General features: G+C 70.8%; 13 protein-coding genes and 1 other RNA gene. 9 read left to right on the top strand and 5 right to left on the bottom strand.

Annotated elements, in window-relative coordinates; all coding sequences use genetic code 11:
* Positions 1-38 precede the first annotated feature (38 nt).
* Positions 39-842 (bottom strand): metallophosphoesterase, encoded by an 804-nt coding sequence (locus PBN85_RS05550; RefSeq protein WP_271300399.1) that lies wholly within the window; start codon positions 840-842, stop codon positions 39-41.
* Complete coding sequence (locus PBN85_RS05555) at positions 839-1,702, bottom strand: hypothetical protein (protein WP_271300400.1); 864 nt, start codon at positions 1,700-1,702, stop codon at positions 839-841. Before PBN85_RS05555 ends, PBN85_RS05550 begins: the two co-directional genes overlap by 4 nt.
* 103 nt (positions 1,703-1,805) lie before the next feature.
* On the opposite strand from PBN85_RS05555, the gene PBN85_RS05560 reads away from it, so the two are divergent.
* Positions 1,806-2,882: an aldose epimerase family protein gene (locus tag PBN85_RS05560; protein ID WP_271300401.1), complete on the top strand. Its 1,077-nt coding sequence runs from the start codon at positions 1,806-1,808 to the stop codon at positions 2,880-2,882.
* A gap of 20 nt (positions 2,883-2,902) precedes the next feature.
* Here PBN85_RS05560 and PBN85_RS05565 read toward each other — a convergent pair whose 3' ends face one another.
* From PBN85_RS05565 to PBN85_RS05575, 3 genes are all read right to left on the bottom strand, one after another.
* Positions 2,903-3,421, bottom strand: a complete 519-nt coding sequence (locus PBN85_RS05565) for an Hsp20/alpha crystallin family protein (RefSeq protein WP_271300402.1) — start codon at positions 3,419-3,421, stop codon at positions 2,903-2,905.
* Positions 3,422-3,453: 32 nt separating this feature from the next.
* Positions 3,454-3,918 (bottom strand): Hsp20 family protein, encoded by a 465-nt coding sequence (locus tag PBN85_RS05570; RefSeq protein WP_271300403.1) that lies wholly within the window; start codon positions 3,916-3,918, stop codon positions 3,454-3,456.
* Positions 3,919-4,067: 149 nt separating this feature from the next.
* Complete coding sequence (locus PBN85_RS05575; protein ID WP_271300404.1) at positions 4,068-4,811, bottom strand: phosphatase PAP2 family protein; 744 nt, start codon at positions 4,809-4,811, stop codon at positions 4,068-4,070.
* A gap of 182 nt (positions 4,812-4,993) precedes the next feature.
* Between PBN85_RS05575 and PBN85_RS05580 the strand changes: the two genes are divergently transcribed.
* From PBN85_RS05580 to PBN85_RS05615, 8 genes are all read left to right on the top strand, one after another.
* A complete protein-coding gene (locus PBN85_RS05580) occupies positions 4,994-7,285 on the top strand; it encodes a chemotaxis protein CheA (protein WP_271300405.1) in 2,292 nt (763 codons plus the stop codon).
* On the top strand, positions 7,285-7,710 hold the full coding sequence (locus PBN85_RS05585; RefSeq protein ID WP_271300406.1) for a chemotaxis protein CheW: 426 nt from the start codon (positions 7,285-7,287) through the stop codon (positions 7,708-7,710). The genes PBN85_RS05580 and PBN85_RS05585 overlap by 1 nt, the downstream gene beginning before the upstream one ends.
* A 66-nt stretch (positions 7,711-7,776) precedes the next feature.
* Positions 7,777-8,142 (top strand): response regulator, encoded by a 366-nt coding sequence (locus PBN85_RS05590; protein WP_037530094.1) that lies wholly within the window; start codon positions 7,777-7,779, stop codon positions 8,140-8,142.
* Between the two features lie 16 nt (positions 8,143-8,158).
* The gene (gene cheB, locus PBN85_RS05595; RefSeq protein WP_271300407.1) at positions 8,159-9,259 is read left to right on the top strand and encodes a chemotaxis-specific protein-glutamate methyltransferase CheB; all 1,101 of its coding nucleotides are present in this window, start codon (positions 8,159-8,161) and stop codon (positions 9,257-9,259) included.
* A 2-nt stretch (positions 9,260-9,261) separates the two neighbouring features.
* On the top strand, positions 9,262-10,110 hold the full coding sequence (locus PBN85_RS05600) for a CheR family methyltransferase (RefSeq protein ID WP_037530765.1): 849 nt from the start codon (positions 9,262-9,264) through the stop codon (positions 10,108-10,110).
* 41 nt (positions 10,111-10,151) lie between these two features.
* Complete coding sequence (locus tag PBN85_RS05605; RefSeq protein ID WP_271300408.1) at positions 10,152-10,841, top strand: N-acetylmuramoyl-L-alanine amidase; 690 nt, start codon at positions 10,152-10,154, stop codon at positions 10,839-10,841.
* A gap of 96 nt (positions 10,842-10,937) precedes the next feature.
* Positions 10,938-11,320, top strand: an RNA gene (rnpB, locus tag PBN85_RS05610) — RNase P RNA component class A.
* Positions 11,321-11,367: 47 nt separating this feature from the next.
* The gene (locus PBN85_RS05615; protein ID WP_271300409.1) at positions 11,368-13,302 is read left to right on the top strand and encodes a hypothetical protein; all 1,935 of its coding nucleotides are present in this window, start codon (positions 11,368-11,370) and stop codon (positions 13,300-13,302) included.
* Positions 13,303-13,310 lie beyond the last annotated feature (8 nt).

Raw genomic sequence — 13,310 nt, forward strand, 5'->3', positions numbered from 1 at the left:
ATCGGTGCGGATCGGTCCCAGTCAACCGGCGGGGGCGATCATGACGCCGAATTCACCTCGGCCGCCGGCGTGTCGACCGCCTGCAGGATCGCGGCGCGGTCGTCGCACAGATAGAGCGCGGTGAGCACGCCGGTCTTGTACGCGCCGGTATCGATGCCGATGCGGTGCGGCAGCAGCACCGGCTGGTCGCCGGTCCAGGTATGGCCGTGGACGATCACCGCCGTGGCAGGGCGCGGGTGGTCGAGGAACTCGTCGCGGATCCACAAAAGGTCGTCGCGGCGCTGCGCATGCAAGGCCACGCCGGGAACGACGCCGGCATGGACGAAGGCGTAATCGCCGACCTCGACGAGCAGGTCGAGACGGTCGAGCAAATGATAATGCGAGGTCGGCATCGCATCGAGCAGGCTGTCGCGCAGCGCGACGAGCGTCGCGGGGGTGTCGAGCGCCGCCTCGTCGGGAATCGCCACGCCGTACGAGGCGATCGTCGCCGCGCCGCCGACCGCGAGCCAGCGGCGATGTTCGGCCGGGCGATCGAGGAAGCCGCGCAGCATCGCCTCGTGATTGCCTTCGAGCAGCCGCGCATCCACCGCCTTGGACCGCAGCAGCCAGACCAGCGCCGCGAGCACCGCCGCCGAGGCGGGGCCGCGATCGACATAGTCGCCGCACAGCAGCAGCCGCGGCGTCACGCCGGGATGCCGCTCCGCCGCGTCGCGGCTGATCTCGGCGAGCAGCGCATGGAGCAGGTCGTAGCGGCCGTGGACGTCGCCGATCGCATAGAGCGGCTGCGGTCCGGCGCGCAGGCCCGGCGCGGGGTTATGCGCGACGCGACGGATGGCGATCATCGCCACGCCATCCGGTCGTCCCCCGGCGCATTGTCGGCGTAGAGCTGAAGGTCGGCGGCGATCATGCCGTAGATGCGCAACGCCTCGCGCGGGCGGCGCTGCGAGACGCGGCGGGCGCGCAGCCATTCGTCGCGATAGTCGCGCAAGGTGCCGTTGCGCACCTGTGCGGCGGTGGCGCGGTCATAAGCGACCGCGACGGTGCGCTCCGCCGCCTGCAATTGCGGGGCGAGGCACGACGCCTCGTCATAGCAAGTGCGCGCGGCATAGAGGGCCGGGGGTGCCCGGTCGATCGCCACGGGGCGCTCGGCGCGGCGCGGGCGCGGCACGACGATCGGCCGCTCGTCGGCGCGTGCGGTCTGACGGGCCGCGGCGGCCGGCGGCGCGGGCGTCGCCCCGTCCGCCGGGGCCGAGTCGACACGATAGTCGGCGCCGGCGCGATCATCGGCATCACCGCGATAGCCGGTGTCGCCGCGATCCTCGGTGTCGCCGCGATAGTCCTGCGCCTCCGCAGTGTCGCCGGGCGTCGGCGTCGGCACGGTGGCGGCGGCGACCATCACCGGCGCCACGGTCGGCGCGGCAGCGGGGCGGGTGGCGATCCGCTTGGGGGCGGCGCGCTGCGCCGGCGCGGCGCCCGAATCGAGTACGGCGCTGCCGCCGATCAGCCCGGCGGTGATCATCGTCGCGACCCCGCCGACCGCGACCAGCGCGCGCCAGGCGCGGTGGCGTCGCTGCGGCACCAGCGCCGGCGCGCGGTCGTTCGGCAGATCGCCGCGATGCGTCGCGCCGAAGATCGCCGTCATATCGTCGGCAACGGCGCGGATCGCCGGGGCGGGAGCGGGGGCGGGCGTCTCGGAATCCATGGCGGTCCTGTTAAGCATAGCCGCTGAACCTCGGCTGTATTGCACGCAAGCGCAACGCCACGCGGGACTCGCCCACCTGCCGTCGCTGGCGTAGATCGCGTGAATGATGATTTTGCTCCCGCTTGCCGCGATCGCCGCCGCGACGCCACCCGCCGATCCGACGATCACGCTGCGCAACGCGCACGGCATGGTGGTGCGGCTGATCCCGCAGGGCGCGATCGTCACCGCGGTCGAGGTGCCCGATCGCGACGGCCATCGCGCCAATGTCGTGCTCGGCTATCCGACCCCGGCGGACTATCGCGCCAAGATCCGCAAGAACGGCTTCGGCGCGACGATCGGCCGCTATGCCGGGCGGATCGGCGGTGCGCGCTTCGCCATCGACGGCCGGCCGGTGACGCTGGTCGCCAATGACGGCGCCAATGCGCTGCACGGCGGCGGTCCGCAGGGGTTCGACACCGTCGACTGGACGCCCGCCGCGATCCGCCGCGACAGCGTCCGCTTCACGCTCGTCAGCCCCGACGGATTCCAGAATTTCCCCGGCCGGCTGACGGTGAGCGTCACCTATCGGCTCGCCGCCGACGATGCGCTGCACATCGACTATCGGGCGCAGACCACCCGGCCGACCGTGCTCAACCTCACCAACCACAGCTATTTCAACCTGGCGGGGGAGAGCAGCGGCAGCGTCGACGGCCAATATCTGCAACTGCGCGCGGCGCGGCTGGTCGACACCGACGCCGGCGGCATTCCGAGCGGCCGCTTCACCCCGGTCGCAGGGACGCCGTTCGACTTCCGCTGTCCGCACACGATCGGCGAACGGATCGCGCAGCCGCCGCTGACGCCACGCGGCTACAATCACGCCTGGCTGTTCGACAAGCCCGCCGGCACGCTGGCGCCGGTCGCGCGGCTGGTCGATCCCGGCTCGGGCCGGACGTTGACGATCGAGACGACCGAACCGTCGATCCAGGCCTATACCGGCGGCTATATCGACGGCAGCGATGCCGGTCCCGGCGGCCATGTCTATCGGCCGGGCGACGGCATCGCGCTCGAGATGCAGCATCTCGCCGACAGTCCCAACCAGCCCTCCTTCCCGTCGACGCGGCTGCGTCCGGGCGAGACCTATCGCCAGACGACGATCTGGCGGTTCGGGGTGGCGGCGAAGGGGGCGCCCGCCTGCAATTAGGCGGGCGCCGTCGATGCGGCTCAGCCCGAGCCGGCGTGGATCGGGATGCGCCGCACCGCATCCCCGGCGGCGGCGGTGCGCGGTATCGTCACGGTGAGCACGCCATGGGCGAAGGCGGCGGTCGCCTTGTCGGCGTCGATGCCGCGCGGCAGGCCGATGCGGCGTTCGAAGCGGCCGTAGCGGCGTTCGGAATAGCCGCGCGCCTCGTCCGCCACCTCGGCCTTCTTCTCGCCGCGCAGCGTCAGCACCTGGTCCTCGATCGACAGCTCGACGTCCTTCTGTTCGAGCCCGGGCAGTTCCGCGGTGACGCGGATCGCCTGATCGGTCTCGCTCAGCTCGACGCTCGGCACGGCGAGGCGTTCGGTGGCGAAGGACGGCGCGCCGAAGCCGTGCAGCACGTCGTCGAACAGGCGGTTCATCTCGCGGTGAAGCGACAGCAAGGGAGGCGTGTCGCGGGCGCCCTCGGCATCGCGCAGGCCGATCGCCGGTACGGCGCGATGGTCCTGGCGGCTCCAGGGGATCAGATCACGGAAAGCCATCATCATTCTCCTGTCTGGCTGGGCTGTGGGGATCAGGCGGCCGCGGGCAGAGCGGCGCCGTCGTTGATCGCGATCCGGCGCGGCTTCATCGCGTCCGGCACGATGCGTTGCAGCGCGATGCTGAGCAGGCCGTCGCGGAAGTCGGCGGACTGTACCTCGACGTAATCGGCGAGCTGGAAGCGCCGCTCGAACGAGCGCGTCGCGATGCCGCGATGCAGGAAGCGGCTGCCGCTGTCGTCCGATCCATCCCGATCGGGTTCGGCGTGGCGACCGGTGACGGTCAGCTGATTGTCGCGCGCGACGATCTCGATCTGATCGGGCCGGAAACCGGCGAGCGCGATCGTGATGCGGTAGCGGTCGTCGCCCTCGCGGACGATGTCATAGGGCGGATAGCCGTCGCCGCCGTCGCCGCGCGTCCCCGTTTCGAGCAGGTCGAACAACCGGTCGTAGCCGACCGTGGCGCGCCGATACGGCGTGAAATCGAAATTGGTTCTCATCTCCAAATCCTCCTGACGAGCAATCTGGACCTGAGCTGCGCCGGAGCGAGAGCCGGCGCCCCCTACGTCCAACCGGACCCGAACACGGCGCCCGGCGGCGGTGAACTAGAAAGCGCCGATTGCGGTTCAAGCCGACCGGCGCGAATTTTTTACGGAAGCATCTGCACCACGACGCGACCGCCGGCCGCGGCGGTGACGCGCGTCGTCTCGCCCGAGATCGACTCCTTGCCGAGCATGTATTTGACCAGCACGCGCTGGTCCGCGAACAGCGTGCCGAAGCTCACCGCGACGAAGGCGAGCGCGGCGGTGATCGCCACCGGCGCGCGGCGATAGGCGAGGGCGACGATCCGGTTGGCGCGATGGCCGATATCGGTGAAACGCCACAGGCCGGTGAAGGTCGCGACGCCGAGCCCGGCGCCGATCAGGATGTCGGTGGGATAATGATAGCCGGCGAACATCTTGGCGATCGCGACCAGCACACACATGGCGATGCCGACGATCCCCCAGCGCCGCTCCGCCGTCCACATCGCGGCGGTGAAGGCCGAGAGGATGGCGAGCGTGTCGCTCGGCAGCGACGACCAGTCGAAGGGGAAATCCTGCCTGGTGAAGGGATACAGGCCGAGCGCGGCGGGACGGGGCCGCGCCGGCAGGAACAGCTTCGACGCCATCGCCAGCGCGACGACGACGATCGCGGCGATGAAGCCGGTCATGATGATGTCGCTGCGGCGGCCGTCGCGCGGCGCGGTCAGCCACATGGCGAAGGCGATCATCGCGATCGGCAGCGTCTGCACCGTATTGTAATGCAGGCCATAGACGAAGACGTCGTCGAGCCCGCGATGGCCGTTCAGCCCGGCGAAGAAGCGCACGGCCGCCATGTCGAAGCCGTTCTTCATTGCTCTGCCCCCCTTACCCTCGTCGCGCCAAAACGTAGATCGGCCAGCGGGACTTGTCACTAATCTGTCATCTAAATGAAATGCGCCTGTCATGTGTCAGATCGGGCCGCGCCGCCCCCTCGCGAGTAAACGCAGCTTTAACGCATGTTCCGCCATGACCCGGGGATAACCCACGGGGACCCATGGACGACCTTCTGCAGGAATTCATCGCCGAGACCCGCGAGACGCTCGAGGCGTTGTCGGGGGAGATCGTCGCATGGGAGGCGGCGCCGACCGATCGGACGCGGCTGGATGCGATCTTCCGCTTCGTTCACACGGTGAAGGGCAGCTGCGGCTTCCTCGATCTGCCGCGGCTCGCCCGGCTCAGCCATGCCGCCGAGGATGTGCTCGCCGCGGTGCGCGACGGACAGCGCCTCCCTGACACCGCGCTGGTGGATGCGGTGCTCGCCATCGTCGACCGGATCGGCGAGCTGGTCGAGGCGATTGACGCCGGCGCGCCGCTCGACGATTCGTGCGAGGACCTGCTGATCGCCGCGCTTGCCGAGGATGCCCGCCCCGCGGTCGTCGCGCAGCCGGCGGCGGCGGTGCGTAGCAACGGCCGCTCGGTCCGCCTCAACGTCGACCTGCTCGACCGGATGATGAGCGGCATGTCGGAGATGGTGCTGGCGCGCAACGAGCTCGCCCGGCGACTGCGCGACGAACAGGTCGATCCACTGGTCGAGGCGGCGCTGGAGCGGCTGTCGCTCACCGTCTCCGACATGCGCGACACCGTCACCCGCACCCGGATGCAGCGGATCGACGCGCTCTTCTCGGCTTTGCCGCGGATGGTGCGCGATACCGCGGGCGAGCTCGGCAAGTCGGTCGCGCTCAGCATCGACGGCGCCGATGTCGAGCTCGACCGCGAGATGATCGAGCTGATGCGCGATCCGCTCGTCCACATCATCCGCAACGCGGTCGATCACGGCATCGAGACGCCGGCCGAGCGCCGTGCCGCGGGCAAGCCGGAGACGGGCCGGCTGCTCGTCTCGGCGCGCCAGTCGGGCAATCAGATCCTCGTCGAGATCGCCGACGACGGCCGCGGCATCGACAGCGACCGGCTCGCCGCCAAGGCGCGCGCGCAGGGGCTGGTCAGCGACGCGGCGCTCGCGTCGATGGACGCGGCGGCACGGCTCGACCTGATTTTCCACGCCGGCCTGTCGAGTCGCGACACCGTCACCGCGATCTCGGGCCGCGGCGTCGGCATGGACGTGGTGCGGTCGAACATCGAACATATCGGCGGCCGCATCCAACTCGCCAACCGGCCGGGGCAGGGGCTGACGATCGTCATCTCGGTGCCGCTGACCCTGTCGATCATGTCGACGATCGTCGTCGGCGTCGGCGACCAGCGCTTCGCGATCGCGCGCCAGTCGGTCGACGAGATCCTGCGCATCGGCGGCGAGACGGTGCGGATCGACACGGTCGGCGATGCCCAGGTGGCGACGGTGCGCGGACGGCGGCTGCCGCTCGTCTCGCTCGGCCGGCTGCTCGGCATCGGTACGGGCGGCGAGACCAATCTGGCGATCGTCGCCACCCGCGACGGCGATTATGCGCTGGCGATCGATGCGGTGATCGATGCCGAGGAACTGGTGGTCAAGCCCGCCGCGCCCGCGGTGATGGCGACCGGCGTCTATGCCGGCCATACCTTGCCCGATTCGGGACTGCCGATGCTGCTGCTCGACGCCTCGGGGATCGCCACCGTCGCCGGGCTGCGCTTCCTCCACGGCATCCTCGCCGAGGAGGAGGCCGCTGCCGCGGCACCGGCGCGCGGCGTGCTCGCGCTGATGTTCGAGGATCTCGACGACCAGCGCCGCGTGCTGCCGCTCGCCGCGATCGACCGCGTCGAGACGGTGTCGACCGCCGCGATCCGCCGCACCGGCGGCCAGTTGCGACTCGCGATCGGCGGCCACCTCGTGCCGCTCCACGCCGCCGCCGCGATCGGCGAGCGCGCCGACCTGCCCGTGCTGCGGCTGACCGACGGATCGACCGAGATCGCTTATGCGATCCACGAACCCGTCGAGATCGTGCAGCTGCCCGGCGAGGTCGCGCCGGCGCGCGGGGTCGGGCCGGTCGCCGGCGTCGTCATCATCGACGGCGAGCAGGTCGAATTGCTCGACGCGCACGCGCTGTTCGCCGGGGCGCTGCAACCCGCCGGCGATCGCCTGTGCTGGCTGCAACGCGATGCCGGCGGCTGGATGGAGACCTTCCTGCGGCCGATGCTCGAATCGATGGGCTATCGCTGCGTGATGCAGCCGCCGCCGGACGGACCGGCCGACGTGGCGCTGGTGATGGACGGAGCGACGATCGCCCCCGCCGCCGCGCGCAACGTCGTCCGGCTGCGCCAGGAGCGGCCGAGCGACGGCGATCCCGCCAGCATCTATCGCTATGACCGGCCGGCGCTGCTCGACGCGCTGGCGCATGCCGTGGGAGATCGCTGATGGGCCTGTTCCTGATCGCGCATATCGCCGGGCGCGGCGTCGCCATCGAGACCAGCCAGGTCGATTCGGTGGTCGATATCGCGCAGGTGATCGCGGTGCCGCGCACCGAGGCGGCGGTCCGCGGCCTCGTCGCGCTGCGCAGCCGCGTCGTGACCGTCATCGACACCGGCACCGCGCTCGGCCTCGATCCGACGCCGGCCAGCGCGCGCCGCGCCGTCATCACCCGTGTCGACGGCCATCTCTACGCGATCCTCGTCGACGAACTGGAGGACGTCTCGGTCTTCGAGGCGCAGCCGCTGTCGCCGGGCCTCGCGCTCGACCATGGCTGGGCGCGCGCCGGCATCGGCCTCGTCGAGCGCGACGGCGAACCGTTGCTGATCGTCGATCTTGCCGCGCTCGTCCCGCAACAAACGCTCGCCGCTTAACGCGACGCTTACGCTTCGCTGCCACTGTCCCGAATGGCGAACACACGCCCGTATAAAGGCTTATCCATGAAGACCTGCCTCGTTGTCGACGATTCGAAGGTGATCCGGAAGGTCGCGCGCCATATCCTCGAAACGCTCGACTTCACCGTGTCGGAAGCCTGCGACGGGCGCGAGGCGCTCGACGCCTGTCTCGCCTCGCCGCCCGACGTGATCCTGCTCGACTGGAACATGCCGGTGATGAGCGGCATGGATTTCCTGCGCGCGCTGCGCGAGGCGCCGATCCCGACGCGGCCCAAGGTGGTGTTCTGCACCACGGAAAACGGCATGGCCTATATCCGCGCGGCGATCGAGGCGGGGGCGGACGAATATGTCATGAAGCCGTTCGACCGCGATACGCTCGAATCCAAACTCCAGATCGTCGGCATGGCCTGAGGCGGAGGCCGGCGTGATGGCCACCGCGATACCCCTCGACCGGCAGGAGGCCGCGACCGCCGGTGCGACTCTGGCACGGGTGCTGATCGTCGATGATTCGGCGGTCGCGCGCGCGGTGGTCGAACGCATCCTGACCGCGACCGATCGCTATGCCGTCGTCGCCAGCGTCAGCACCGCCGCCGCGGCGCTCGACGTGCTGGCGCGGGCGAAGGTCGACGTGATCCTGCTCGACGTGCAGATGCCGGGCACCGACGGGCTGACCGCGCTGCCCGACCTGATCGTCGCCGGGGCGGGGGCGACGGTGCTCGTCGTCTCCGGCCAGGCGGGAGAGGGCGCCGCGACGACGGTGCAGGCGCTCGCGCTCGGCGCCGCCGACACGGTGTTCAAGCCGGCGAGCGGCGCGCGCCTCGGTCAATTCGCCGCGATCCTGATCGACAAGCTCGACCGGCTCGCCGGCGCCACCCCGTCACGCATGCCGTCGCCGCCCGCGCCGGCGCGCCCCGCACCGCCGCCGCGCATCGCGACCGGTGCCGGCAGCGACGAATTCGACATTGTCGCGATCGGCGCCTCGACCGGCGGCATCCATGCGCTGAGCGCCTTCCTCGCCGAGATCCCGGCGAGCTTCCGCCTGCCGATCCTCATCACCCAGCATCTGCCGACCGCCTTCATGCCCTATTTCGCCGCGCAGCTCGCGGTAATCGGCAAGCGTCCGTGCGAGGTCGCGACCGACCGGCTGCGGCTGCGTCCCGGCCGGATCGTCGTTGCGCCGGGGGATGCGCACATGCGCATCGTCGCGCTCGCCGACGGCTCCGCCGCGATCCGCCTCACCGCCGAGCCGGTGGCGAGCGGCTGCACGCCCTCGGTCGACCCGATGTTCGCCTCGCTCGCGGCAGTGTTCGGGCCGCGGCTGCTCGCCGTGGTGCTGAGCGGCATGGGCCGCGACGGATCGGACGGCGCGCGACGGGTGCATGAGGCGGGCGGCTGCGTGGTCGTCCAGGATCAGGCGAGTTCGGTGATCTGGGGCATGCCCGGCGCGGTGGTCGACGGCGGCAGCGCGGACGCCGTGCTGCCCCCCGCCGCGATCGGCCGCATCGCCGCCGCCCGGCGCCGGCCATGACCATGCCCGCGTCCGGGACGGTATCGCCCGTCGCCCTCAACGTCTTCAGCGCCTTGCTCGAGGCGCGCACCGGGCAGCAGATCGCCAGCTATCGCTCGTGGCGGATCGACGTCGCGCTCAAGCCGCTGCTGCGCGAACGCGGGCTCGACACGCTCGACCAATTGGTGACGCTGCTGCTCGACGGGCAGGACGTGCGGGTCGGCGATCAGATCGTCAACGCGCTGGTCAACCAGGAAACCTCCTTCTTCCGCGACGCGCCGGTCTTCGATCTGGTGCTCGAGGCGGTCGCCGGCGCCGAAGCCGCCGGGCGGCGGCCGCGCATCTGGTGCGCGGGCTGTTCGACCGGGCAGGAGCCGCTGTCGCTGGCGATGCTGTTCGCCGAACGCGCAGAAGGCGGGCGACCGATGCCGGAGATCATCGCCACCGACGTGTCCGAGGCGGCGGTCGCCCGCGCGCGCGCCGGCCGCTACAATCAGTTCGAGATTCAGCGCGGCCTGCCGATCCGCCGCATGATGCGCTGGTTCGACAGCGAGGGCGGCGACTGGGTCGCCCGGCCCGAGCTGACCCGGCTGGTGACGGTGCGCCGCCACAATCTGGTCGCCGATCATCCGCCGGGCGGCGCGTTCGACGTCATCCTCTGCCGCAACGTGCTGCTCTATCTCTCCCCGACGACCAAGGCGGCGGTCTTCGCGCGCTTCGCCGCGGCGATGCGGCCGGGCGGAACGCTCGTGCTCGGCGCCGGCGAGACGGTGATCGGCCAGACCGACGCCTTCGCCCCCAGCCGCCGGTTGCGCGGCCTCTACGAGCGGACCGGCGATAGGCCGGCACCGTCGCACGCCGCCGCGGCCTGATCCCCCTTACGCACCCGGCCCGGCTCGGCTAGGCTGACGCCATGACCATCCTCGACACGCCCTCGCCGAACTTCGACGAGCGGTCGCTGCCGATCTCCATGATCGTGCTGCATTATACCGGCATGCAGGACGGCCCGTCGGCGCTCGCGCGGCTGCGCGATCCGGAGGCCAAGGTGTCCGCGCATTATCTGGTCGAGGAGGACGGCACGGTCTGTCGGCTCGTCGCCGAACAGGACCGCGCCTGGCATGCCGGCCGCTCGTCGTGGCGCGGCATCACCGACGTCAATTCGGCGAGCGTCGGTATCGAGATCGTCAATCCCGGCCACGACTGGGGCTATCGCCCGTTCACCGAGGAGCAGATCGCGGCGCTGATCCCGCTGGTCGCGGCGATCAAGGAACGCCACGGCATCACCCGCGGCAATATCGTCGGCCATTCCGATATCGCCCCGGCGCGCAAGCGCGATCCCGGCGAGCTCTTCCCCTGGGGCAAGCTCGCCCGGCTGCGGCTCGCGCTGCCGCGCCCGACGCGCAACCTGCTCGACCCGATGTGGACGCAGGGCGGCTTCCTGCTCGCGCTCGAACGCTTCGGCTATGACGTCAGCGACGCGATGGCGGCGATCATGGCCTTCCAGCGCCGCTATCGCCCCGAGCTGATCGACGGCGAGATCGACGCCGAATGCCGGATGATCCTGCTCGCGCTGCTGCTGCCCAAGCCGCAGGGCGACGATTGAAGCGTCGTGCCGGACCCGGCGGCAGCGCGGCGTTCGGCATGGAAGCGCGCCGGTACCGCTTCCCTAGCGCGATTTCCCGCGCTAGGGCGCACCCGGTCAGAGGGTCGGGCGGCCGCGGGTATCCCAACGGATACGCGAGGAAAGTCCGGGCTCCGCGAAACAACGGTGCCGGGTAACGCCCGGCGGGGGTGACCCCAGGGACAGTGCCACAGAGAGCAGACGGCGACGGCTTCGGCCACGTCAGGGTGAAAGGGTGCGGTAAGAGCGCACCGCGCGCCTGGTAACAGGAGCGGCATGGTAAACCCCACCGGGAGCAAGACCGAATAGGGGCGACAGGGGGCTTCGTGCTCCGGGGCTTTGTTTCAGCTCGTCGCCCGGGTTGGTTGCTGGAGGCGGCGCGCAAGCGTCGTCGTAGAGGAATGGTCGCCCATCTTCCGTAAGGAAGAGGACAGAACCCGGCTTACAGACCCTCTGGCGTTTCATTGCCCCGTGGTGCAGGCTGCCCCCAAGGGACGGGGGACGGACGATGCGGATCGAAATGGGCGTGCTGGTGACGATGCTGGCCATCGGCAGTGCGGCCGTCGCGCAGCCCCAGCGGAGCGTCCAGCAGGATTTCGAGGCCGCCACGGCGCTGAGCGCGGGCGACGATCATGCCGCGGCGCTCGCGGCATGGCAGGCGCTGGAGCCCCGCGTTGCGGCCAAACCGCGCAGCCGCGGCATCGTGCTGGTGCGCAAGAGCCGGGATTTGGTCGCGCTCAAACGCTATGACGAGGCGGTCGCCGCGACCCGCGAGGGGCTGGCGCTGCTGCCGACCGGCGACAAGACGTTGAGCGCGGATCGCTTCGATGCCTATCTCAACCTCGCCGGGCTCGACCAGCAGACGCTCGATTATGCCAGCGCCGCCGACGCCTACCGCCATGCCGAGCAGGAGGCCGCGACCGCCGGCGAACGGCTTGCCGCCTTGCGCGGGCTGATCCGCACCGCGACCTTCACCGATCCCGCCACCGCAACCGCCGCGGCCGCACGCGCCGATGCGGTGATCGCCGCGTCGCCGATCGACAATCCGCTCGCCGCCGATTTCGCCTCCGCCAAGGCGGTGCTCGCGCTCAACACCGGCAATCTGCCCGTCGCCACGGCCGAGGCGATGCGCGCCGTCAAGCTGCTCGGCGGACTCACCGAGAAGACCGACCTGCGCGATGTCGCGGCGCGATCGAACGTCGCCCTGGCGATGCTGCTCGCCGGGCGGAAGGACGAGGCGCGCCACTATATGGCGATGACCGGAGCGGGTCGGATGCCGGACGGCCAGTTCGACCTCGGCGCGGCGATGACCCCGCCCGATTGCGGCGGTGAGGCGGGGCTCAAGCCCGAGCAGCTCGCCGTCGTGCAATTCTCCATCGCCGACGATGGCAGCGTCCTGCTTGCCGAGCCGATCTATGCCGAAGGCGGGCGCACGGTCGCGCTCGCCTTTGCCCGCGCGGCCCGGCAGTGGGCGTGGAGTGCCGAGCAGGTCAAGGCGATACCCAGTTTCCTGCGCTACAATGCGAGGGTCGAATTACGCTGCAACATGGCCTTTCCGCGGCCGTCGATCACGGACGGGTTGCTCGCGGACCTGACGCGCTGGTCTGCCGAGCGCGGTGCTCCGATGGCCGACGCGCCCGAAAACCCGGCGCAGGCGCTGGCCGGCCAGCGTGCTGCACTGGCCGCCGCGCCGCCCGCGGGCAAGCTGCCGGCGCTGATCGCGTTGCTCAATTCGCCGGTGGTGCCGCGCGAGGAACGCGCCCAGTTCGCGGCCGAGGCCTTGCAGGCGGCGAGGGCGGCACAGGCGCCAGTGACGGGGCAGCTCGCGCTCGACCTCGACGCACGGCTCAACGGTGTCGCGGACCAGTGGCGCCCCGGCACCTTCCGCCGGGTGGTCGCGCCGCTGCTCGATCAGCAGCCCTATGCCGGCGATCCGCGTGCCCGCGCCGCATTGCGGTTATTGCTCGCGGACGAGGAGCGGAACGCGAGCGACCGGATGGCGGCGCTGCTCGGCCAGGTCGTCGACGATCCGACGCTGCCCGCGGACGATGCGCTGCGCACCGGCGCGCAGATCCGCCTCGCGTCGCTGGCGCAGCGGCGCGGCGACGACGCCGCGGCGAAGGCGGCCTTCGACAAGACCGGCCTCACCGCGAGCCAGTGCGCGCTGGTCGGCGATGCGCCGCGGATGCTCCACTCGGGCGGCAGCTTCCCGGAAGAGGCGCTGTCGTGGGGCTTCGAAGGGTGGACGCGGACGCAATATGACATCGCCGCCAACGGCCATGTCCTCAATGCGCGCGCGATCGTCTCCTATCCGCCGTTTATCTTCACCAAGGCGGGCGCGGCGACGGCGAGCGGGCTTGTCTATGCCAAGACCTATCGGCCCGAAGGCGCGCTGGCCTGCGGGGCGAACACCTCCAACGTCAAATTCCGGATACCCCACTGACCCCGTTC

This window comes from Sphingomonas sp. CV7422 (assembly GCF_027945725.1).
Taxonomy (GTDB): Bacteria; Pseudomonadota; Alphaproteobacteria; order Sphingomonadales; family Sphingomonadaceae; genus Sphingomonas; species Sphingomonas kyungheensis.